Here is a 20,600-nt window from a genome sequence, read left to right as displayed (position 1 = left end):
CCGCCGTTCACCGCCCAGAGGAAAACGTCTGCGAGTATTTGTTCCGAGAACGAACTTACTCGGAAAGGCCAACCCTCCATGCCCCTGGCGCTCCTCGCCCTCGCCGTGTCCGCCTTCGGCATCGGAACCACCGAATTCGTCATGATGGGCCTGCTGCCCAACGTCGCCGACGATCTCGGCATCTCCGTCCCCACCGCCGGCCACCTCGTCTCCGCCTACGCCGTCGGCGTCGTCATCGGAGCCCCGCTGCTCACCGGCCTCGGCTCCCGCGTCCCGCGCAAGCGGATGCTGCTGCTCCTGATGGCGCTGTTCACCGTCGGCAACCTGGCCTCCGCCCTTGCCCCCGGCTTCGGCACCCTGCTCGCGGGACGGGTCCTCGCCGGGCTGCCGCACGGCGCGTTCTTCGGCGTCGGGGCCGTCGTCGCGGCTCGCCTCGTACGGGAGCACCGGCAGGCGCGGGCCGTCGCCACCATGTTCCTCGGGCTCACCGTGGCCACCATCGTCGGCGTCCCCGCCGCGACCGCGCTCGGCCAGCAGCTCGGCTGGCGCTCGACGTTCCTCGTCGTGACGGCCATCGGCCTCGTCGCCATGGCCGCCCTCGCCCGACTCGTGCCGCACATGCCGCTCGACGCGCACCAGAGCGTCGGCCGCGAGCTGCGCGCCCTCGGCGACCGGCAGGTGCTGCTCGGCCTGCTGACCGCGGTCTTCGGCTTCGCCGGGGTCTTCGCCGTGTACTCGTACCTCGCCTCCATGACGACCGAGGCGATCGGGCTCGGCGAGACGTCCGTCACCCTCGTCCTCGCGCTGTTCGGCATCGGCATGACCCTCGGGGCGCTGGCCGCCGGCCCGCTCACCGACCGTGCGCTGCGCCCGACGCTCTACGGCTCCCTCACCGCGCTCGCCCTCGTCCTGGCCGCCTTCCCGTTCACGGTCGGCACGCCCTGGCTCGCCCTGACGGCCGTCGGCGTCCTCGGCGCGGTCGGTTTCATGACCACCACGCCGCTGCAGATGCTGGTGATGCGCAAGGCGAAGGACGCCCCTACCCTGGCCTCCGCCTCCAACCACTCGGCGTTCAACCTCGCCAACGCCGGCGGCGCCTGGCTCGGCGGTTCTGCCATCGCGGCGGGCTGGGGCTGGACCTCGCCGGCGACGGTCGGCGCGGTCCTGACGGTCGTGGGGCTCGCGATCGCCGTGACGGCCGGACTCCTGGACCGCGACCGGGGCAGGGGCCGGGGGCGTACGGCGAAGGGGGCCTCCCGCGTCGTCGCGGGAAGCCCCCTCATACCGGGGAAGCCGGTCAGCTCGGCCGGTTCGTCGACTCGCGCCAGCGGTTCGTGATCGGCAGCCGCCGGTCCTTGCCGAAGCCCTTCGCCGAGATCTTGGTGCCCGGCGGGTACTGGCGCCGCTTGTACTCCGCCGTGTCCACCATCCGCAGCGTCTTCGTCACCAGCTCCTCGTCGAAACCGGCCGCCACGATCGCGTCCTTGCCCTGGTCCCGGTCGACGTACAGCTCCAGGATCCGGTCCAGCACGTCGTAGTCCGGCAGCGAGTCGGTGTCGACCTGGCCGGGGCGCAGTTCGGCGCTCGGCGGCTTGGTGATCGACGCCTCCGGGATCGGCGGGGTCTCGCCGCGCTCCTCGGCGGCGCGGTTGCGCCACTTCGCCAGCCGGAACACGGTCGTCTTGTAGACGTCCTTGATCGGCCCGTACGCGCCGACCGAGTCGCCGTACAGCGTCGAATACCCCACGGCCAGCTCGGACTTGTTGCCCGGCGCGAGCACGATGTGCCCCTCCTGGTTGGAGATCGCCATCAGCATCGTGCCGCGCAGCCGCGACTGCAGGTTCTCCTCCGCGAGACCGGTGAGCCCGAGCGAGCCCATGTACGCGTCGAACATCGGCTCGATCGGCACGGTACGGAAGTTGAGCCCGGTCCGGCGGGCCAGCTCGGCGGCGTCGCCCTTGGAGTGGTCGGAGCTGTACTTGGACGGCATCGAGACGCCGTACACGTTCTCCGCGCCGACCGCGTCGCAGGCGACGGCGGCCACGAGGGCGGAGTCGATACCGCCGGAGAGGCCGATGAGCACCGAACGGAAACCGTTCTTCGCGGCGTACGCGCGCAGGCCGACGACCAGCGCCGAGTACACCTCCTCGTCGTCGTCGAGCCGGTCGGCGTAACCGCCGGTGAGCTTCGCCTCGTACGCGGGCAGCGGCTCCTCGGACAGGACGACGCGGTCGATCCGCAGCCCGTCGTCGACCACGCCGTCCGGGGCGTCGGCCGCGGCGGCGGGCAGCTCCAGGTCGACCACGACGCTGCCCTCGGCGAACTGCGGGGCGCGGGCGACGACTTCGCCGTCCGGGCCGACGACGATCGAGTCGCCGTCGAAGACCAGCTCGTCCTGTCCGCCGATCATCGCGACGTACGCCGTGGTGCAGCCGGCCTCCTGGGCGCGCTTGCGCACCAGCTCCAGGCGGGTGTCGTCCTTCTCGCGCTCGTACGGCGAGGCGTTGACCGAGATCAGCAGTCCGGCCTTCGCGCTGCGGGCGGCCGGCACCCGGCCGCCGTCCTGCCAGAGGTCCTCGCAGATCGCGAGCGCCACGTCGACGCCGCGGACACGGATCACGGGCATCGTGTCGCCCGGCATGAAGTAGCGGAACTCGTCGAAGACGCCGTAGTTCGGCAGGTGGTGCTTGGCGAAGCTCAGCACGACCCGGCCGCGGTGCAGCACGGCGCCGGCGTTGTGCGGGGCGCCGGCGGGCTGGCCGTACTTGGGGCGGCCCGTCTCCGAACGGTCCAGATACCCCACGACCACGGGCAGTTCACCGAACCCCTCGGCGTCGAGCCGCGCGGCGAGGGAGCGCAGCGCGGTACGGGACGCTTCGACGAAGGACGACCGCAGGGCCAGGTCCTCGACGGGGTAGCCGGTCAGCACCATCTCGGGGAACGCGACGAGATGCGCCCCCTGCTCGGCGGCGTGCCGGGTCCAGTGCACGATCGCCTCGGCGTTGCCGGTGAGGTCGCCGACGGTCGAGTCGATCTGATTCAGAGCGAGGCGTAGTTGAGGCACGGGGGCCAGTGTAATCGTCTTTCTGACGCGATGCCCTTCCGGGTGACGCGCGCCACGCTTTGCGCGCGTCCGCGCTTCCCGAGTACCGCAAGAAGGTCGAGACCAGATCCTTGCGGCCGCCGCAGGCGTACAGGCCGATATCGACAAGCTGATCAAGGACGTCCTGCGGAGACCCTGGCCGTCAAGAAGGGCCACAAACCCGGCGGCTTCTACGTCCTGACCGCCTACCCGCTGTAAGGAGCCGCACCATGCACGATCCCGCAGCACAGCGGGACGAGATCGTCTTCGACTTCGGCCTGACCGCGCTGGGCGCCTCCTTCCACGGGGACTGGTGCCTCGACGCCGAGGACGAACTGGACCACGTCCTCACCTACCTGGGCACGGAAGGCGAACCGGCGGGCCTCAGTCTCCTCGTCGAGGACATCCTGCGGCTGCGGGACTCCGGCCTCGACGGCGGCGAGCTGGGCCTGCTCTGGCACGCCACCGACCCGCCGCACGGCGGTGCGCCGGAGATCCGGGGAGCCGAGCGCGCGTGGCTGGACCGGCTGCTGAGCGTGGTCGTCCCGCTCGCGCAGGCACGCGGTGCGTCGAAGGAGTCCTGCACGAGCTACCCCGGTTGCGTTCCGGACGGCACGAGTGCGGCGGCGGTCGAGCACCGGCGGCTGGCCGGGGAAGTGGTGGAGCTGACCGGTCTGATCGACCAGCGGGCCGAGGGGCACATGCCGCTGCCCGCGACTCGTGAGGCGCTGGTGCGCTGCGCGGAAACGGTCTGCTCGGAGCTCGCGTTCCGCTTCCTGCTGCATGCCGCCAACCAGTTCTGGTCGCGCATGTCGCCCGAGACGTACAGCCGCCTCGAACGCCTCAGTGCGGCGTTCGGTCACGGCCCGCACGTCGTCGACGCGGTCCGGTACCTCGTCGACTGACTGACTGACTGACTGACTGACTGACTGACTGACCGACTGACTGACCGGCCGGCCGGCCCGGCGTCCGCAGGAGCAGCAGAAGGCCCCGTCCGGGTTCGTACCGGCCGGGGCCTTCCACTGTGCCGGCCCAGGACGTGAGCCGGCCCGTCGGGGACGCGTCCCGGGACGCGGCGTGCCGCGCGGCGTCAGGTCATCGCGCCCGCGCCCGTCAACCGCTCCGTCCCGCTCTCCGCGTACACCCGTTCCGCCCACCCCGCGAGCTGGTCCTCGCTCAGGTGCTGCGCCAGGTCCGCCTCGCTGATCATGCCGACCAGCCGCTTGTTCTCGATGACCGGCAGCCGCCGGATCTGGTGGCTCTGCATCTCGCGCAGCACCGCTTCGACGTCCGCGCCCGCGTCGATCCACCGCGGGGTGCCCTTCGCCATGTCGGCCGCCGTGACCCGCGACGGGTCGTGGCCCATGGCCACGCAGCCGACGACGATGTCGCGGTCGGTCAGGATGCCGCACAGGCGCTCGTCGGCGTCGGCGATCGGCAGCGCGCCCACGTCCAGCTCGCGCATCAGCTGGGCGGCGCGGTCGAGGGTCTCGTGTTCGGGGATCCACCGGGCCCCCGCGTGCATGATGTCCTTCGCCGTGGTCATGGGTCCTGCCTCCTGGATGCCGTAAGGCCCCGAGCCACCCCATTCTCGTTGCGCCGTCCGGGGCACGCGACCGCAGCGGCCGCGTGCCCCGTCCAGGCCGGACGCGCGTCGGACCCGGACGAGGCGTGCGTCGGACGCGCCTTTAGGTGCGGGGCTGCGCGCCCCGCTTGCGCAGCAGGTCGACCATCAGCTCGACCTCCGACACCTGCGCGTCCACCATGCCCTGCGCCAGGTCCCGTTCCACGCCGACCTCGCACTGCTCGACGCAGCCCTTGGCCATGGCGATGCCGCCGTTGTGGTGGACGATCATCAGCTGGAGGTAGAGGATCTCGGCCTGCTCGCCGCTGAGCCGGGACAGCCGCTCCACATCCGCCTTGGTCGCCATGCCCGGCATCAGCGCACCGTCCTCGGCCTTGAGGCTGCCGTGCCCGCCGTGTCCGCCGTGTCCGCCGTGCCCGGAGGTGCTGCCCATCCACGCCATGGGCTCCGCGTCGGCCTGCACCTTCGGCAGCCCCCACAGGTCGAGCCAGCCGAGCATCATCCCGCGCTGGTTCGCCTGCGTGTTGGCGATGTCGTACGCGAGCCTGCGCACCTCGTCGCCCTGCGTCCGCTCGCGGACGATGAACGACATCTCCACCGCCTGCTGGTGGTGCACCGACATGTCCCGGGCGAAACCGGCGTCCGCGGACGCCGCCGTCGGCGTACGGTCCGCGGGGGAGCCGCCGTCGCCCGCGGAGGCCACCGTGGCGGCCCCCGCGAACAGCAGGGCGAGGACGACCGCGGTGACGGCCACCCAGTGCGTACGCGTCACGCCCTTCACTTGCCGCTCAGTCCGCCCGTGCAGGCAGCGCCCGGCTCGGGCGTCTGCGGGCCCTGGACGTACTTGGTGAAGAACTGGCTGACCCGCTTGTCGTCGGCCGAGTCGACGGCGACCTGCTTGCCCCAGGCGCTGAGCACGATCGCGCCGTCCTGATCCTTGTACGGGCTCATCAACGAGTACGGCGTCTTCTCGACCCGCTCGGCGAGCTTGTCCACATCCGCCTTGTCGGCCTTGTCGGTGTAGGTCACCCACACCGCGCCGTGCTCCAGCGAGTGGACGGCGTTGGCGTCGGGGATCGGCTCCTTGTAGACGTCGCCGTTGCAGTTCATCCACACCTGGTTGTGGTCGCCGCCGACCGGCGGCTGCATCTCGTACGTGACCGGCGTGTCCACGTGGTTGCGGCCGAGCTTCTTCGCGTCCCAGCTCTGCTCGTCCTTGACGGGAGCCTTCGCCTCGGCGACGCGCTGCTCCTTCTCCTCGGACTCCTTGTTGAGCACGAAGATTCCGAAGCCGACGAGGCCGGCGACGACGACGCCGCTGATGCCGATGGTGAGGAAGCGGTTGCGGCGCTCTCGCGACTGCTCGGCGCGGCGCATCTGCTCTATGCGGGCCCGGCGGTCGTTGGTGGCGTTACGGGAAGCCATGGTGGCGATGTCCTTCGTGAAGTCTGCGGAATGGGGGGGTTCAGCGATGTGCAGGGTGACGCGGACGCTTATCACGTCCGCATCACCTGAAGGACGTGCAGGTCCGGGGCGCGTGCCTGCGCTCCCGAGTGGTACGGCGGGGCGGCGTCGGGGTCCGTCCCCAAGGACGCGGGGGCGGCCCCCGCGGGCGGCGGGGCGTCCAGCGGCGGCGCGGTGAGCACCGCGGGGCCCAGCACCGGCCTCAGCCCGCAGCCGCCGTCGTCGTACGGGCAGCTGTACGCGGTCGCCGAGAGCGGCCCGAACGCCGATTCACCGGCCGACCCGCCGGCCGATTCGTTGGCCGACTCGTACGCCGGGGAGGCGGTCGCCTCGTGCGCACCGCCCGGGCCCAGGCAGAAGAAGAGCGCGCCGAGGAACGTCGCCACGGCGCTCAGCAGAGCCGTGGGACGCGTGTGGTGCGAGAGGCGGTGGACCCGCGAACCCCCCATGGCCGCAGATCGTAGTGGGCGCCGCTGTCAGGCACCGCAGTCGGGCGGCGAAAAAGGGACGCCGGGCGACGCCGCCGGGGGCCCGTCGCGACCGGCCGCCGGCCGGTCAGGGACAGTGAAGGGGCCTTCAGGGTCGTCTCCGGCCGGCCCCTGACCCACAATGGGCAAAGCCGCGTGCGCAACCTCCCCGAAACCCGCGGATGGGATGCTCCAGGGAGCAGGCACGCGCCGTGACCGGCAAGGATGGGTAGGAACTCAGACATGGACAAGCAGCAGGAATTCGTGCTCCGTACGCTCGAGGAGCGCGACATCCGCTTCGTACGCCTGTGGTTCACCGATGTGCTCGGCTTTCTGAAGTCGGTCGCAGTGGCACCCGCCGAGCTGGAACAGGCATTCGACGAAGGAATCGGCTTCGACGGCTCCGCGATCGAGGGCTTCGCCCGGGTCTACGAGTCCGACATGATCGCCAAGCCGGACCCCGGCACCTTCCAGATCCTGCCGTGGCGCGCCGAGGCCCCCGGCACGGCCCGGATGTTCTGCGACATCCTGATGCCCGACGGCTCTCCGTCGTTCGCGGACCCGCGTTTCGTGCTGAAGCGGATCCTGGCCAAGACCTCGGACCTGGGCTTCACGTTCTACACCCACCCCGAGATCGAGTTCTTCCTGCTCAAGGACAAGCCGGTCGACGGCAGCCGGCCCACGCCCGCCGACAGCTCGGGCTACTTCGACCACACCCCGCAGAACGTCGGCATGGACTTCCGCCGCCAGGCGATCACCATGCTCGAATCCATGGGCATCTCGGTCGAGTTCAGCCACCACGAGGGCGCGCCCGGCCAGCAGGAGATCGACCTGCGGTACGCGGACGCGCTGTCCACGGCCGACAACATCATGACGTTCCGCCTGGTCATGAAGCAGGTCGCGCTGGAGCAGGGCGTGCAGGCCACCTTCATGCCGAAGCCGTTCTCGGAGTACCCCGGCTCGGGCATGCACACCCACCTGTCCCTCTTCGAGGGCGACCGCAACGCGTTCTACGAGTCCGGCGCCGAGTACCAGCTCTCCAAGGTCGGCCGCTCCTTCATCGCGGGCCTGCTGCGGCACGCCGCCGAGATCTCTGCCGTCACCAACCAGTGGGTGAACTCCTACAAGCGCATCTGGGGCGGCTCCACCCGCAGCGCCGGCGCAGGCGGCGAGGCCCCCTCGTACATCTGCTGGGGCCACAACAACCGCTCCGCCCTGATCCGCGTCCCGATGTACAAGCCGGGCAAGACCGGCTCCGCCCGCATCGAGGTCCGCTCCCTCGACTCCGGCGCCAACCCGTACCTCTCGTACGCCGTCCTCCTCGCCGCCGGCCTCAAGGGCATCGAGGAGGGCTACGAACTCCCGGCCGGCGCGGACGACGACGTCTGGGCCCTCTCCGACGCCGAACGCCGCGCGATGGGCATCACCCCGCTCCCGCAGAACCTGGGGGAGGCGATCGACCTGATGGAACGCAGCGAGCTGGTGGCCGAGACGCTGGGCGAGCACGTCTTCGACTTCTTCCTCCGCAACAAGAAGCAGGAGTGGGAGGAGTACCGCAGCGAGGTCACGGCCTTCGAGCTGCGCAAGTCCCTGCCGGTGCTGTAGGCGGGTACTCTCGGATATTACTCCTGCATGATATCATGCAGGAGTAATATCTCGGTGGGGTGGGAGTGCGGATGCCCTTCAGGATCATTGTCGTGGAGCCTGCGCGAAGCTGTTACACGAGCTGCGCCACGGCGACAGGGACACGATTCTGCAGGTCAGTGCCGCCATCAACGTGCTTCAGCAGGAAGGGCCGGCGCTCGGCCGCCCGCTGGTCGACCACATCTCCGGGTCGCGTATCGCGAACCTCAAGGGACTTCGGACGGGATCGTCAGGGGCGAGCGAAGTGCGCGTCCTGTTCGTATTCGATCCAGGCCGAAACGCAGTGATCCTGGTGGGTGGCAACAAGGCGGGCAACTGGTCCACGTGGTATCGAACAGCGATCAAGGCAGCCGAAGGCGCTTACGAGGCGTATCTGGAATCTCAGGAATGAAGACGAGGAATGGGGAGTCATGAGCGCAAGCAAGCCGAACACGGCCGCCGCCGTCGACTGGGACGACCTCAAGCGTGAACTCGACTTCACTCCCGAAGAGCGCAAGGACGTCGAGCACCGCACTGCTGCGTTGCTGTCCGAGGTCCGCGCGCATCGGCTCGCCGAGGTGCGTAAGCGCCAGAAGATGACGCAGACGGCAGTGGCGAAGGTTCTGGGTGTCACGCAGGGGCGCGTGTCGGCCATAGAGAAGGGTGCGATCAGCCGGTCCGAGGTCGAAACCCTCGCCGCGTACGTTGCAGCCCTGGGAGGGCAGCTCAAGCTCGTGGCCGACTTCGGCGATGAATCGCTCGTCCTGGGCTGAGGGCTTGTCCACCCCCGTTGGCGCACTCCGCCGCGCACAAGGCGGTTACGCCCGGCGGGAGTTGACAGTTCGAACGGGCTCGCGACAGCATCCGGGCGGTGGAGATCAACGATCTGACGCCGGCCGAGCGACGTGTCGTCGAGGCGTTCCCGCGGGGTGAGGGGGTCGACTTCCGCGAGGGCGCCGGCGAGGAACCCGGGCCCGGGGCTTCCTGGGGGCCCGAGCGGACCGTACGCGCCGAGGTGCTTCGGGCGCTGCTCGTGGACGGGCCGCGGCAGGACGGCGAGATCGCGGGGATGAAGGTGTGGGGCGCGCGTATCACCGGCGTGCTGAACCTCAAGTTCGGGACGATCCACAGCCCCGTCCGGCTGCGGTCGTGTCACTTCGAGGAGCCGCCGGATCTCTACGGCGCCCAGATCCGTCTCCTCGCACTGACCGACTCCGAGCTGCCGGGGCTCACCGCCGGCACCCTGCGCGTCGACCTCGTGCTGCGGATGACCGGCTGCCGCGTCACCGGGCCCGTACGGCTGGCGGGCTCGCAGATCGGCGGCGCCGTCTTCCTCGACGGGGCCCGCCTGGACGCCGGGGACGGCGACCAGGAGCCCGGCGCACCCGTGCTGTCGCTCAACCACGCGACGATCGGCGCCGACATCTGGGCGGTCGGCCTCGTCGTGGACGGTCAGACCGGGCTGAACGGGGCCACCGTCGGCGGTCAGATCAACCTCGACGACGCCACCCTGCGCTGCCCGGGCGGTACCGCGCTGCACGCCGAGAACCTGTCCGTCGGGGCCGACCTGCGGGCGATGCGGCTGCGGGCCGAGGGCCGGATCAACCTGACGGGCGCGACCGTCCCCGGTCAGCTGAATCTGGCGCACGCCAGGCTGTCGAACCCCGGCGGCCAGGCCCTGCGCGCCAGCAGCTGCGTCGCCGGCGAACTGTGGCTAGGAGAAGCGGCACCGATCGAGGGCGCCGTGAATCTGCGCCGCTCCCAGCTGGAGCTGCTGCACATATCCCCGGAGGTCTGGCCCGACCAGGTCATGATCGACGGCCTCAGCTACCGCAGGCTCACTCCCCACCTGCCGGCCGAGCAGCGGCTGCCACTGCTGGAACACGGACAGACGGACTATCTGCCGTTCACCTACGAACAGCTGGCCACCGCCTACCGCACGGTCGGCGACGAGGCCGCCGCCCGCACCGTCCAGTTCGCCAAGCTCCGCCGCCATCGCCGCACACTCCCGTGGCAGGGCAGGGTCTGGGGCACCCTCCAGGACGTGACCGTCGGCTACGGCTTCCGCCCGCTGCGCGCCGCCGGATGGCTGGCGGCGCTGCTGCTCACCGGGACCGTCGCCTTCGCCCTGAAGTATCCGCCCGCGCTGAAGCCCGACGAGGCCCCCGACTTCAATCCCGCCTTCTACACCCTCGATCTGCTCCTGCCGATCATCGGCTTCGGCCAGGAGACGGCGTACGCGCCCCAGGGGGCGTACCAGTGGCTGGCGTATCTGCTGATCATCGGCGGCTGGGTTCTGGCCACCACAATCGCGGCGGGGGTCACCCGGTCCCTGAGCCGCCAGTAGGGCCCGCGACCCGCCCACAGGCTCATCCAGGTCAGGAACTGTCCGCCACGGCAGGCTGTGCGGATGCGAAACGCGCCCGGGGCGGTGACCCTGGAGTGACGGGGGACCCTGCGTCGAGGAGGAAAACCCCATGTCCATGATGGACAAGCTCAAGAGCATGCTCAAAGGCCACCCTGACCAGACGAACCAGGGCATCGAGAAGGCCGGCGACTACGTGGACGGCAGGACCCAGGGCAAGCACAGCCGCCGCGTGGACACGGGCCAGGACAAGATGAGGGACCAGTTCGGAGGTGGCGGCACGGGCGGGACGGAACGCCGCGACGAGCCGCCGCAGCAGTGACCTCACCCGTGTGAACGGCCCGGCCCGGACCGGGGGCGCCGCCCTCCGGCCCGGGCGCCGTGCGTCTACGCCTGCACCGGCTTGCGGGCCAACAGACTGGCCTGCGGCGTCTTCTCGTCCGGCTCCGCCTCCCGCACCATGGTCGCCCTCGGCTCGAAACCGGCCTCCCGCAGCTGCTCGGTCACCCGATCCGGCCGCATCCGGTGGAAGTCGAGCGCCACGGCGTGCCCGAACCCCTCGGTGTACCGCGTCACCTCCTCACCGACCTGGAAGGCCAGCGCCAGGTACCCGCCGGGCGCCAGGACGCGGTGGAACTCCGCGAGCACTCCGGGAACCTCGGCGGGCGGTATGTGGATCAGCGAGTACCACGCGACGATTCCGCGCAGCGAGCCGTCCGCGAAGCCGCCGAGCTCCGTCATCGACCCTTCGTCGAACCGCAGATCCGGAAACGTCCGCCGTGCCAGCGACACCATCGCGGGCGACAGGTCGACCCCCCTGACGTCCACCCCGAGCCCGTCGAGATACGCCGTCACCCGCCCCGGCCCGGACCCGAACTCCGCGACGGGCCCGCCGCCGTCCCGCACCACGCTCTGCGCGAAGGCGGTGAGCACGGCCAGGGTCAGCGGCTTGGCCTCCGGCTCGGTCTTGAACGTCTCCGCGTAGTCGACGGCGATCGCGTCGTACGAGTCGCGGGTGTCGCGCAGGAACGCTGCCTCTTCACGTCGTGTCGTCATGCGGCATCGAACCAGTCCTTGGCGGCCGCCCAGTGCGCGACCCAGCCGGCGAAACCGGACTCCGCCGTGGTGTGGCCGAACTCCGCGCCGAAGGGCGCCGCGCCCTCGCCGGAGATGTTCCATATATGGCCGCGGTGGGGGCCGGTGACGATCAGATGCCAGTACATGCCGCAGCCGTCGGTGCCCAGTACGACGGATCCGTGGTCGAAGACGGCGTCCTCGAGCTCCGCCAACTCCTCCTCGGACCGGTCGTCGTCCTCGTCATCCTCCCAGAGCCACGCCGAGGTCAGCGGGAACGGCCGGCTCAGATCCCGCACCGGCCGGCCGTCGCCCCAGTCGTCGGGCAACTCGGCGAGCGGCACCAGCCCGTAGTCCGGCGGGCCCTGGTACGAGCCGTCCGTCACCTCCGCGACGAACGTGCGGTACGGCTCGGGCAGCACAACGCCGTGCTCCGCCTCGAAGGCGCGCACCGCCTCCCATCCGAGGGCGGACTCGCCCCCGTCGTCCACGCCGAACGCCGCGCGCAGGGCGGCGATCTCGGCGGGGGTCGCGTGATCGGTATCCATGCCGTCCAGGGATACCAGGCGGCACTGACAACGCCGCCGCCCGGTCAGCCCTCGGCGGCGTACGCGACGAACGCGGCCCAGGCGGTGGGGCCGAGGGCGAGGCCGGGGACGGCCGCGTCCTTGGAGTCGCGCACATGGACGGTGACGGGGGTGGCGGCGACCTCGACGCAGCTGGAATCGGGTTCGCTGCTGCTGTAGCTGCTCTTCGACCACTGCAACCCGATTGCTTTTGAGCACGGCGCTCGTCTCGTCGTCGTAGCCGTCGGTCGGCTGCTCCATGGTGACCTCCGCATCAACACGCGTACGAGCCCGGACTGTGGCCTGAGTGACCTGAACAAGGAAATCACCCGAATCGGCACCCCCGTACGCAACTTCACCGCCCTGTTCCCCGCCGCACCGGTCACCGCCCGGCCCGACCCGCTGCAGAACTGCGACGCGTGCGACAGGCGTTCCGCGCGGCCGAACCCGGGTGCTGCCCCGAGTGCGTGGCGAACACGGCGGCTTCCGTGGCGGTCGCTGCCTGACGAGTGCGTACGCGATGAAGGCGTGTATGCGGGGAGCCGCTTCGAGTCGGGCAACCGTACTGCCCGCCGACTTGTCTGCTTCCGTATGTTGAGTCGAACCGTTGAGCACCGCCATGCGGACTTCGCCGCGGCAGCGGTCATGGCGCTGTTGGATCTGTTGTTGGTCGGCGGGCAGCTGGCGCTCGGGATGGATGGCATCTTCACCGCGGACTGGATGGGCTATCCAGGGCCGATGCACCCCGAGGGGGCGACCTATCAGGCGGGGGTGGTCGAGTTCACGACGTGGGCGTGTGCGGTGACCGTGGGTCTCGCGTTGGTGTGCCGCGGGTGGGCGACGGCTGCGACGCAGGTGGTGCTGCTCGGTGGTGGGGCGCTGTATCTCGGTTCCCTTCCGACGTACTGGAGCGGTTGACGCCCCACCCACACCCACGGCGGCGTACGCCCGCCCGACCTCGCGGCGGGCACGCGACACACGTGCCCGCCGCCATGGACGCCGTCAGCGCTGCGACAGCGGGGCCGGGGCCTCCTGGACGCACCAGGTGTTGCCGTCCGGGTCCTTGAAGAACATGAACGAGTTCCACTCCTCGCCCGTGCCCTCCTCCCAGCCCGTCGCGCCCACGTGCTGGATCGACGTCACCGGAACTCCGCGCGACATCAGCTCGGAGTGCGCCTTCGCGATGTCCGTGACGCAGAGCTGGAGGCCGTGCAGGGTGCCGGGGGACATCGTGGGCTGGTCGGGATGCGGGGGCATGCCGCTCAGCAGGGCGATGGAGCAGCGCGACCCGGGCGGGGTCAGCTGGATGATCCGCATACCGGGGGCGACCTCGGAGTCGAGGTCGACCTTGAAGCCGCACGCCTCTGCGTAGAAGGTCTTCGAGCGGTCCAGATCGGCGACCGGGACGGGGACGACTTCGAGGGTCATTTCCACGGGGGGAATCCTTTCAACGGGACACGTCGGTGGTGAATCGCCAGCGGGTCTGTCCGAACAAGGCGCCTTTCGCGAAGCCGAAGACCGTTCGTGGCGCGACCCGGAAGACCAGGGCTTCGCCCGCCTCGTGCGCGAACACGCCGTCCCTGACTTCGAACGCCCAGTCCTGTCCGTACTTTTCCACATAGAGCGCCGCCAGGGCGCGCAACGCCGCCTCGTCGGTCACGCGCACCGCCTCTCCCTCCACGACCAGGTCGTGGCCCTCGCCCAGCGACGGGACGCCGGTGGTGAGGACGACCTCCTGGTTCTCCCGGAGGTTCTTGGCCTTGCGTTCCCCGGGGCCGGTGCAGAAGTGCAGGGCGTCGTCGTGCCAGACGGCGATCAGCGGCGTGACGTGCGGGCGGCCGTCCGGCCGTACGGTCGTCAGCCAGAACACCTCGGCGTCGCGGAGCTGAGCGACCGCGTCCGACCAGTGGGCCGCCGACGCCCCCGGATCGCTGAAGCGGGGATCGAGCTCGGACAGGGGATGGGCGGTCGGGGGCATGGCGCTGGTCCTTTCCATCTGTGGTCGGCACGGTCGACATATGTGTGGACCGCATCACGTCCGCGTACTCATCGGTCCCTACGCGCCCGCCGGGCAGCCCGCCCTGGCCTGCGGCTACGCTCGGGCGCACGCGGCGGACGGCGCACACACGGCGACATGGCGGGCACGGCAGGACGACGGGAGGCCGGGATGACGGTTCCGGGGCGCAGGAGCAGTACGTTCACCCGGTTGCTGAAGCACGGCTTCACCGACCCCTCCGACGCGTCACGGCTCCTCGACCTGCCCGACATGGCGGCGGTGCGCGACGACCCGGTCCTCCTCGACGCCCTCGGCGCCACCGCCGACCCCGACCTCGCGCTGCGCTCTCTGGTCCGCCTCGTCGAAGCACACGAGGCGGGCGAGAGGCGTCGGTTCCTGGACAACCTGATCACCGCGAAGCCGCTGCGCGACCGGCTGCTCGGCGTCCTCGGCGCGTCCGAGGCCCTCGGCGACCACCTCGTCCGCCACCCCCGCGACTGGCACGCCCTGGCCACCTACGAGTCGGCCGACCTGCACCCGGGCGTCGCCGACTTCGAACGCGGGCTGGCCGACGCCACCGACGCCGTCTCGCTGCGCGTCTCCTACCGCCGCTGCCTGCTGGCCATCGCCGCCCGCGACGTGTGCGGCACCACCGACGTGGCCCAGGCCGCCGCCGAACTGGCCGACCTCGCCACCGCCACCCTGCGGGCCGCCCTCGCCATCGCCGGGGCCGCCGCCCCCGACGACGCCGCGATCTGCCGGCTGGCCGTCGTCGCCATGGGCAAATGCGGCGGCCACGAGCTCAACTACGTCTCCGACGTCGACGTCATCTTCGTCGCCGAGCCCGTGAACGGCACCGAGGAGGCCAAGGCTCTGCAGGCCGCGACCCGGCTCGCCTCCCATCTGATGCGCATCTGCTCGGAGACCACCGTCGAGGGCACCATCTGGCCCGTCGATGCCAATCTGCGGCCCGAGGGACGCAACGGGCCCCTGGTGCGCACGCTCTCCAGCCATCTCGCCTACTACCAGCGCTGGGCCAAGACCTGGGAGTTCCAGGCGCTCCTCAAGGCCCGGCCCGTCGCCGGCGACGCCGCGCTCGGCCAGGCGTACGCGGAGGCCGTCGCGCCGCTGGTCTGGCAGGCGGCGGAACGCGAGAACTTCGTCGCCGACGTGCAGAAGATGCGCCGCCGCGTCGTCGACAACATCCCCGCCGCCGAGATCGAACGCGAACTCAAGCTCGGCCCCGGCGGCCTGCGCGACGTCGAATTCGCCGTACAGCTCCTGCAACTCGTCCATGGCCGCAGCGACGCCAGCCTGCACAGCGGCACCACCCTGGAAGCACTCCAGGCGCTCGCCGCCGGCGGGTACGTCGGCCGGGCCGATGCCGCGCAACTCGACGAGGCGTACCGCTTCCTGCGGGCCATGGAGCACCGCATCCAGCTCTACAAGCTGCGCCGCACCCACCTCGTGCCCGAGGACGAGGCCGACCTGCGCCGGCTGGCGCGCTCGCTCGGACTGCGCACCGACCCCGTCACCACGCTGAGCCGCGAGTGGAAGCGGCACGCCTCCGTCGTCCGCCGGCTGCACGAGAAGATTTTCTACCGGCCGCTGCTCGACGCCGTTGCCCAGCTCGCCACCGGCGAGACCCGGCTCAGCCCCAAGGCCGCCGGCCAGCGCCTCGAGGCCCTCGGATACGCCGACCCCGCAGGCGCGCTGCGCCACCTCGAGGCGCTCGCCTCCGGGGTCAGCCGCAAGGCCGCCATCCAGCGCACCCTGCTGCCCGTCCTGCTCGGCTGGTTCGCCGACTCGGCCGACCCCGACGCGGGCCTCCTCGGCTTCCGCAAGGTCTCCGACGCGCTCGGCAAGACGCCCTGGTACCTGCGGCTGCTGCGCGACGAGGGCGCCGCGGCGGAGAACCTGGCGCGGGTGCTGTCCGCCGGGCGGCTCGCGCCCGACCTGCTGCTGCGCGCGCCCGAGGCCGTCGCCATCCTCGGCGACCCCGGCGGGCTGCGGCCGCGCGGCCGCGACCACCTCGAGCAGGAGGTCCTCGCCGCCGTCGGCCGCGCCGACACCGCGGAGGCGGCGGTCGCCGCGGCCCGCGGAGTACGGCGCCGGGAACTGTTCCGTACCGCCGCCGCCGACCTCATCGGCTCCTACGGCACCGAGGAGAACCCGGCGGAGGGCGACCCCGGCGCGCTGGTCGACCGCGTCGGCGACGCCGTCACCGAACTGACCGCCGCCACCATCTCGGGCGCCTTGCGCGCCGCCGTACGCGAACAGTGGGGCGACACCCTGCCGACCCGCTTCGCCGTCATCGGCGTCGGCCGCTTCGGCGGGTACGAGCTGGGCTACGGCTCCGACGCGGACGTCCTCTTCGTCCACGAACCCCGCGAGGGCGTCGACGAACAGGAAGCGGCACGGGCCGCGAACAGCGTCGTCGCCGAGATGCGCCGGCTGCTCCAGCTGCCGACCGCCGACCCGCCGCTCCTCATCGACGCCGACCTGCGGCCCGAGGGACGCAACGGGCCGCTGGTGCGCACGCTCGCCTCGTACGAGGCGTACTACCGCCGGTGGTCCCTCACCTGGGAGAGCCAGGCGCTGCTGCGGGCCCGGCCGATGGCGGGCGACGCCGAGCTCGGCGCGGCGTTCGTCGAGCTGGCCGACCCGCTGCGCTACCCGCGGCAGGGGCTCGGCGACGACGCGGTGCGCGACATCCGCCGGCTCAAGGCGCGCATGGAGTCCGAACGGATGCCGAGGGGCGCCGACCCGACGCTGCACACCAAGCTCGGGCGGGGCGGCCTGAGCGACGTCGAGTGGACCGTCCAACTGCTGCAGATGCGGCACGGCGCGGCCGAGCCGGCGCTGCGGACCACCCGCACCCGCGAGGCGCTGGCCGCGGCGCGCGCGGCGGACCTCCTCACCGAGGACGACGCCCGCACCCTCGACGAGGCCTGGGTCCTCGCGACCCGCGTCCGCAACGGCGTGATGCTGGTCCGCGGCCGGGCGGGCGACACGTTCCCCGCGGACGCGCGGGAACTGGCGGCGGTGGGGCGCTACCTGGGGTACGGGCCGGGGCACGTGGGGGACATGCTGGACGACTACCGGAGGGTGACGCGGAGGGCGCGGGGGGTTATGGAGTCGGTCTTCTACGACGCGTAGCCCTTGGGCGGGCGGCGGCGGGTGCGCGTGGCGCCTGCGGCGGGCTTTTCCCCTACCCTCCCCCTGCGGCCTGGCGGCCGCGGGGGGACCCCCGCCTTCCCGTAACCGGGGCAGGCCCCGGACCCCGATGCGCCTGCGGGCGGGGGGCGGACACCGGGCTCCGCCCGGGCCCGGTACCGCGCGGTGGCCTCAAACGCCGGCCGGGCTTGAGTTTGCCCGGGTCAGCCAGCCCCGCTGGGGGCGTCCCGCCGACCAGGCTTGAGTTGCCGGGCACATTCAGCCTCGCTGGGGGCACCTCCCACGGCCGCCAGGCCGTAGGGGGAGTTTGAGGCGCCGGGTTCGGGGCGGAGCCCTGAGGAGGCCGTCGCACTCCCGGTCCCGCCGGCTTGGGCAACTTCAGCCCCGCCGGCGATTGAGGCGCGGGGCTCGGGGCAGCGCCCCGACAAGACCGGCCGACCAAGCCCCGCCGGCGATTGAGGCGCGGGGGCAACGGGGCGGAGCCCCGTTCAGGCAGGAGTCAGCCGCGGGCCGTCGGGAGGAAGCGGCGGAGGCCCGATGACGGGTCACGGGGGAGGGCGACGACGAGCTGGGGGAGCTGATGCGGCAGCGCCCGGTACCACACGTACGAGACGCCGAAGCCGAACGCCAGGCAGATGACGCCCCCCACCGCGTCCAGCCAGAAATGGTTGGCGGTGGCGACGATGACGACCAGGGTCAGGGTCGGGTACAGCAGGCCGAGGATCTTGGCCCACGGCGCCGCCGCCACGGCGAAGATGATCACACCGCACCACACCGACCAGCCGATGTGCATGGACGGCATCGCCGCGTACTGGTTCGACATGTTCTTCAGGTCGCCGGAGGCCATCGAGCCCCAGGTGTCGTGGACCAGGACGGTGTCGATGAAATTCTGGCCGTTCATCAACCGGGGCGGTGCGAGCGGGTACAGGTAGTAACCGACCAGAGCCACACCGGTCGTGGCGAAAAGGACGAGCCGGGCGGCAGCGTAACGGCCCGGATGCGTACGGTAGAGCCAGACCAGCACACCGATGGTGACGATGAAGTGCAGGGTGGCGTAGTAGTAATTCATCGACACGATGAGCCATGTCACCGAGTTGACGGCGCGGTTGACGGATTCCTCCACCGCTATGCCCATGGTCTGCTCCGCCTGCCAGATCCAGTCGGCGTTGCGGAGCGCCTGGCTCTTCTGCTCGGGCACGGCGTTGCGGATGAGCGAGTACGTCCAGTAACTCACCGCGATCAGCATCACTTCGAACCAGATGCTGGGGCGGGCGGTCGTCCGCGGCCCCCGCGGCCGGGGCCGCGAACGGGCAGGTGAAGCAGCGGCCTCGTCCTCCATCGTGGATGACGGGGTCGCCGTCCGTCCTTCGAGAGTCTTCACGGTCGCTTCACCCATGAGAGAGGAGTTTGCCAGATGAACGGCACCCTACGATCATCCCTCCGACGGGTTCGTCCCGCACACTCTCCCTCTTACGGACTACGGGCGGCCCCCACCGTCCCGTCCGGCGTCCCGTCCCCGTGCGGAAGCGGTTGAACCGCGTACCACCAGCTCCGGCATGAAGACGAATTCGCCGTGCACGGGAGCCCGGCGCCGCTCCGGAGCCGCGGCCGCCGAGTGGCTGTCGCCCGTCTCCTCCAGGAGCGCGCGCACCGACGCCTGCCCCATCGCCTGCACCGGTTTGCGGACGGTGGTCAGCGGCGGGTCGGTGAACGCGATCAGGGGCGAGTCGTCGAATCCCACGACGGAGATGTCGTCCGGCACGTCGAGGCCCCGTCGGCGGGCCGCCCGTATCGCCCCGAGCGCCATCATGTCGCTGGCGCAGACGACGGCCGTGCACCCGCGGTCCAGCAGGGCCGAGGCCGCCGCCTGGCCGCCTTCGAGGGTGTAGAGGGAGTGCTGGACCAGCTCGCCGCTCGCCTCCGGCGTGAGGCCGAGCTGTTCCTGCACGGCGAGCCGGAAACCCTCGATCTTGCGCACCACGGGCACGAACCGGCGCGGGCCGAGCGCGAGGCCGATCCGGGTGTGCCCGAGCGAGACGAGGTGGGTGACCGCGAGCCGCATCGCGCCGCGGTCGTCCGCCGAGATGAACGGTGCGCGCACGCCGGGCGCGTATCCGTCGACGAGGACGAAGGGAACGCCCTTGGCGCGGAGCCGGTCGTAGCGGTCCATGTCGGCCGTGGTGTCGGCGTGCAGTCCGGAGACGAAGATGATCCCGCCGACGCCGCGGTCCACCAGCATCCCGGTCAGCTCGTCCTCCGTCGACCCGCCGGGGGTCTGGGTGGCGAGTACCGGGGTGTAGCCCTGCCGGGTCAGCGCCTGGCCGACGACCTGCGCGAGGGCCGGGAAGATCGGGTTGTCGAGCCCCGGCGTGATCAGTCCCACCAGGCCCGCGCTGCGCCGGCGCAACCGGACGGGCCGCTCGTAACCGAGGACGTCGAGGGCGGCGAGCACCGACTGGCGGGTGGTCGCGGCGACGCCTGGCTTTCCGTTGAGGACCCGGCTCACCGTCGCTTCGCTGACCCCCGCCTGGGTCGCGATGTCGGCCAGGCGTGCGGGTGCGGTCACGCACCGGACTGTACCCGTCACACTCGTGACTGCCCACCGGGCGTGGCAGCGGCGGGAGTTGACGCCGGAACCGCCCGCCAGAGGCGCTTCTCCAGCAGCAGTACGCCGTAACTGCTGCCGTCCGCCGCGGACTTGGCGGGTTCCTCGCCCACCACCCGGTATCCGGCGGCCTCGTAGTAGGCGCGCAGCCGGGGGTTGCTGCTCAGGCAGTCCAGCCGGGCCAGTTGCCGTCCGGCGGCGGTGATACGGCCCTCGGCGTGGGCGAGCAGCGACCGGCCGGCGCCGGGCGGCGTGTCCGCGCCGCGAGCGGTCATCAGCCGGTGCACATAGCCGGCGACCGGCGGCTGTGCGCCCCAGGCCGGCAGGTCGTCCCACCACATCTCGTACGCCCCGGCCGTCCGGCCGCCGTGCCGCAGCAGCCACACCTCGCCCTCGGCGATCCGGCGCCGGAAGTGGGCGGCGTCCTTGTCGCCGGGCCGCCACTGGTCGATGCCGTGGCACAGCATCCAGCGGGCGGCGCCGTCGTAGAGGGAGACGAGGTCGTGCACATCCGCGTCGGACGCGGCGGCGGCACGGAAGGCGAAGTCGGGGATCATGGGGCAATGATGGCGCGGGCGCCGCCGGGCGGCCGACGA

General features: G+C 71.4%; 22 protein-coding genes. 9 read left to right on the top strand and 13 right to left on the bottom strand.

The window, feature by feature from the left end; translation table 11 throughout:
* Positions 1-78 precede the first annotated feature (78 nt).
* On the top strand, positions 79-1,338 hold the full coding sequence (locus ACWD01_RS21990; RefSeq protein ID WP_451164304.1) for an MFS transporter: 1,260 nt from the start codon (positions 79-81) through the stop codon (positions 1,336-1,338).
* On the opposite strand, the gene ACWD01_RS21985 is transcribed toward ACWD01_RS21990, so the two are convergent.
* The gene (locus ACWD01_RS21985; RefSeq protein ID WP_451164302.1) at positions 1,298-3,064 is read right to left on the bottom strand and encodes an NAD+ synthase; all 1,767 of its coding nucleotides are present in this window, start codon (positions 3,062-3,064) and stop codon (positions 1,298-1,300) included. The genes ACWD01_RS21990 and ACWD01_RS21985 overlap by 41 nt on opposite strands.
* Before the next feature lie 248 nt (positions 3,065-3,312).
* Here ACWD01_RS21985 and ACWD01_RS21980 point away from each other — a divergent pair, with 248 nt between their 5' ends.
* Complete coding sequence (locus tag ACWD01_RS21980; protein ID WP_451164300.1) at positions 3,313-3,987, top strand: hypothetical protein; 675 nt, start codon at positions 3,313-3,315, stop codon at positions 3,985-3,987.
* 185 nt (positions 3,988-4,172) lie between these two features.
* Here the strand turns inward: ACWD01_RS21980 and ACWD01_RS21975 are convergent, their stop codons facing one another.
* From ACWD01_RS21975 to ACWD01_RS21960, 4 genes are all read right to left on the bottom strand, one after another.
* Positions 4,173-4,628: a CBS domain-containing protein gene (locus ACWD01_RS21975; protein WP_451164298.1), complete on the bottom strand. Its 456-nt coding sequence runs from the start codon at positions 4,626-4,628 to the stop codon at positions 4,173-4,175.
* A gap of 142 nt (positions 4,629-4,770) precedes the next feature.
* Positions 4,771-5,439 (bottom strand): DUF305 domain-containing protein, encoded by a 669-nt coding sequence (locus ACWD01_RS21970; RefSeq protein WP_451164296.1) that lies wholly within the window; start codon positions 5,437-5,439, stop codon positions 4,771-4,773.
* 5 nt (positions 5,440-5,444) lie between these two features.
* Positions 5,445-6,092, bottom strand: coding sequence for a DUF3105 domain-containing protein (locus tag ACWD01_RS21965; RefSeq protein ID WP_451164294.1), 648 nt, complete (start codon positions 6,090-6,092; stop codon positions 5,445-5,447).
* A gap of 71 nt (positions 6,093-6,163) precedes the next feature.
* Positions 6,164-6,580, bottom strand: coding sequence for a hypothetical protein (locus ACWD01_RS21960; protein WP_451164292.1), 417 nt, complete (start codon positions 6,578-6,580; stop codon positions 6,164-6,166).
* Positions 6,581-6,841: 261 nt separating this feature from the next.
* Between ACWD01_RS21960 and ACWD01_RS21955 the strand changes: the two genes are divergently transcribed.
* From ACWD01_RS21955 to ACWD01_RS21935, 5 genes are all read left to right on the top strand, one after another.
* Positions 6,842-8,203: a glutamine synthetase family protein gene (locus ACWD01_RS21955; protein ID WP_356891490.1), complete on the top strand. Its 1,362-nt coding sequence runs from the start codon at positions 6,842-6,844 to the stop codon at positions 8,201-8,203.
* A gap of 172 nt (positions 8,204-8,375) precedes the next feature.
* On the top strand, positions 8,376-8,633 hold the full coding sequence (locus ACWD01_RS21950) for a type II toxin-antitoxin system RelE/ParE family toxin (RefSeq protein ID WP_451164290.1): 258 nt from the start codon (positions 8,376-8,378) through the stop codon (positions 8,631-8,633).
* Between the two features lie 19 nt (positions 8,634-8,652).
* A complete protein-coding gene (locus tag ACWD01_RS21945) occupies positions 8,653-8,994 on the top strand; it encodes a helix-turn-helix domain-containing protein (protein WP_451164288.1) in 342 nt (113 codons plus the stop codon).
* A gap of 98 nt (positions 8,995-9,092) precedes the next feature.
* Entirely contained in the window at positions 9,093-10,568 is a 1,476-nt protein-coding gene (locus tag ACWD01_RS21940; RefSeq protein WP_451164286.1) for a membrane-associated oxidoreductase, read from the top strand.
* 130 nt (positions 10,569-10,698) lie between these two features.
* Positions 10,699-10,908, top strand: coding sequence for an antitoxin (locus ACWD01_RS21935; RefSeq protein ID WP_451164284.1), 210 nt, complete (start codon positions 10,699-10,701; stop codon positions 10,906-10,908).
* A 65-nt stretch (positions 10,909-10,973) separates the two neighbouring features.
* Here ACWD01_RS21935 and ACWD01_RS21930 read toward each other — a convergent pair whose 3' ends face one another.
* The 3 genes from ACWD01_RS21930 to ACWD01_RS21920 are packed head-to-tail and all read right to left on the bottom strand — an operon-like array spanning position 10,974 to position 12,426.
* Positions 10,974-11,642: a class I SAM-dependent DNA methyltransferase gene (locus ACWD01_RS21930; RefSeq protein ID WP_451164282.1), complete on the bottom strand. Its 669-nt coding sequence runs from the start codon at positions 11,640-11,642 to the stop codon at positions 10,974-10,976.
* Positions 11,639-12,208, bottom strand: coding sequence for an SMI1/KNR4 family protein (locus ACWD01_RS21925; protein ID WP_451164280.1), 570 nt, complete (start codon positions 12,206-12,208; stop codon positions 11,639-11,641). The genes ACWD01_RS21930 and ACWD01_RS21925 overlap by 4 nt, the downstream gene beginning before the upstream one ends.
* Positions 12,209-12,252: 44 nt before the next feature.
* Positions 12,253-12,426: a DUF397 domain-containing protein gene (locus tag ACWD01_RS21920; RefSeq protein ID WP_451164278.1), complete on the bottom strand. Its 174-nt coding sequence runs from the start codon at positions 12,424-12,426 to the stop codon at positions 12,253-12,255.
* Between the two features lie 391 nt (positions 12,427-12,817).
* On the opposite strand from ACWD01_RS21920, the gene ACWD01_RS21915 reads away from it, so the two are divergent.
* The gene (locus ACWD01_RS21915; RefSeq protein ID WP_451164276.1) at positions 12,818-13,144 is read left to right on the top strand and encodes a hypothetical protein; all 327 of its coding nucleotides are present in this window, start codon (positions 12,818-12,820) and stop codon (positions 13,142-13,144) included.
* Positions 13,145-13,228: 84 nt separating this feature from the next.
* Here the strand turns inward: ACWD01_RS21915 and ACWD01_RS21910 are convergent, their stop codons facing one another.
* Positions 13,229-13,660: a VOC family protein gene (locus tag ACWD01_RS21910; RefSeq protein WP_451164274.1), complete on the bottom strand. Its 432-nt coding sequence runs from the start codon at positions 13,658-13,660 to the stop codon at positions 13,229-13,231.
* 13 nt (positions 13,661-13,673) lie between these two features.
* A complete protein-coding gene (locus ACWD01_RS21905) occupies positions 13,674-14,204 on the bottom strand; it encodes a pyridoxamine 5'-phosphate oxidase family protein (protein WP_451164272.1) in 531 nt (176 codons plus the stop codon).
* Positions 14,205-14,393: 189 nt separating this feature from the next.
* Here ACWD01_RS21905 and ACWD01_RS21900 point away from each other — a divergent pair, with 189 nt between their 5' ends.
* Positions 14,394-17,381, top strand: coding sequence for a bifunctional [glutamine synthetase] adenylyltransferase/[glutamine synthetase]-adenylyl-L-tyrosine phosphorylase (locus tag ACWD01_RS21900; protein WP_451164270.1), 2,988 nt, complete (start codon positions 14,394-14,396; stop codon positions 17,379-17,381).
* 517 nt (positions 17,382-17,898) lie between these two features.
* Here the strand turns inward: ACWD01_RS21900 and ACWD01_RS21895 are convergent.
* The 3 genes from ACWD01_RS21895 to ACWD01_RS21885 form a co-directional block, all read right to left on the bottom strand.
* Positions 17,899-18,795, bottom strand: a complete 897-nt coding sequence (locus tag ACWD01_RS21895) for a phosphatase PAP2 family protein (protein ID WP_451164268.1) — start codon at positions 18,793-18,795, stop codon at positions 17,899-17,901.
* 81 nt (positions 18,796-18,876) lie between these two features.
* Positions 18,877-19,965: a LacI family DNA-binding transcriptional regulator gene (locus tag ACWD01_RS21890; RefSeq protein WP_451164266.1), complete on the bottom strand. Its 1,089-nt coding sequence runs from the start codon at positions 19,963-19,965 to the stop codon at positions 18,877-18,879.
* 17 nt (positions 19,966-19,982) lie between these two features.
* Entirely contained in the window at positions 19,983-20,561 is a 579-nt protein-coding gene (locus tag ACWD01_RS21885) for a GNAT family N-acetyltransferase (RefSeq protein ID WP_451164264.1), read from the bottom strand.
* Between the last annotated feature and the right edge of the window lie 39 nt (positions 20,562-20,600).

Source organism: Streptomyces sp. NPDC002835 (genome assembly GCF_053591995.1).
The sequence above is the reverse complement of the archived record's forward strand: the minus strand, read 5'-3'. Positions and strand labels throughout refer to the sequence as shown.

Bases quoted from the DNA above. Each gene is read 5' to 3' on its own strand.
- ACWD01_RS21895 (WP_451164268.1), bottom strand. From the start codon at position 18,795: ATGGGTGAAGCGACCGTGAAGACTCTCGAAGGACGGACGGCGACCCCG.
- ACWD01_RS21900 (WP_451164270.1), top strand. From the start codon at position 14,394: ATGACGGTTCCGGGGCGCAGGAGCAGTACGTTCACCCGGTTGCTGAAG.
- ACWD01_RS21885 (WP_451164264.1), bottom strand. From the start codon at position 20,561: ATGATCCCCGACTTCGCCTTCCGTGCCGCCGCCGCGTCCGACGCGGAT.
- ACWD01_RS21960 (WP_451164292.1), bottom strand. From the start codon at position 6,580: ATGGGGGGTTCGCGGGTCCACCGCCTCTCGCACCACACGCGTCCCACG.
- ACWD01_RS21925 (WP_451164280.1), bottom strand. From the start codon at position 12,208: ATGGATACCGATCACGCGACCCCCGCCGAGATCGCCGCCCTGCGCGCG.
- ACWD01_RS21935 (WP_451164284.1), top strand. From the start codon at position 10,699: ATGTCCATGATGGACAAGCTCAAGAGCATGCTCAAAGGCCACCCTGAC.
- ACWD01_RS21965 (WP_451164294.1), bottom strand. From the start codon at position 6,092: ATGGCTTCCCGTAACGCCACCAACGACCGCCGGGCCCGCATAGAGCAG.
- ACWD01_RS21975 (WP_451164298.1), bottom strand. From the start codon at position 4,628: ATGACCACGGCGAAGGACATCATGCACGCGGGGGCCCGGTGGATCCCC.
- ACWD01_RS21915 (WP_451164276.1), top strand. From the start codon at position 12,818: ATGTTGAGTCGAACCGTTGAGCACCGCCATGCGGACTTCGCCGCGGCA.
- ACWD01_RS21955 (WP_356891490.1), top strand. From the start codon at position 6,842: ATGGACAAGCAGCAGGAATTCGTGCTCCGTACGCTCGAGGAGCGCGAC.
- ACWD01_RS21905 (WP_451164272.1), bottom strand. From the start codon at position 14,204: ATGCCCCCGACCGCCCATCCCCTGTCCGAGCTCGATCCCCGCTTCAGC.
- ACWD01_RS21990 (WP_451164304.1), top strand. From the start codon at position 79: ATGCCCCTGGCGCTCCTCGCCCTCGCCGTGTCCGCCTTCGGCATCGGA.
- ACWD01_RS21945 (WP_451164288.1), top strand. From the start codon at position 8,653: ATGAGCGCAAGCAAGCCGAACACGGCCGCCGCCGTCGACTGGGACGAC.
- ACWD01_RS21980 (WP_451164300.1), top strand. From the start codon at position 3,313: ATGCACGATCCCGCAGCACAGCGGGACGAGATCGTCTTCGACTTCGGC.
- ACWD01_RS21930 (WP_451164282.1), bottom strand. From the start codon at position 11,642: ATGACGACACGACGTGAAGAGGCAGCGTTCCTGCGCGACACCCGCGAC.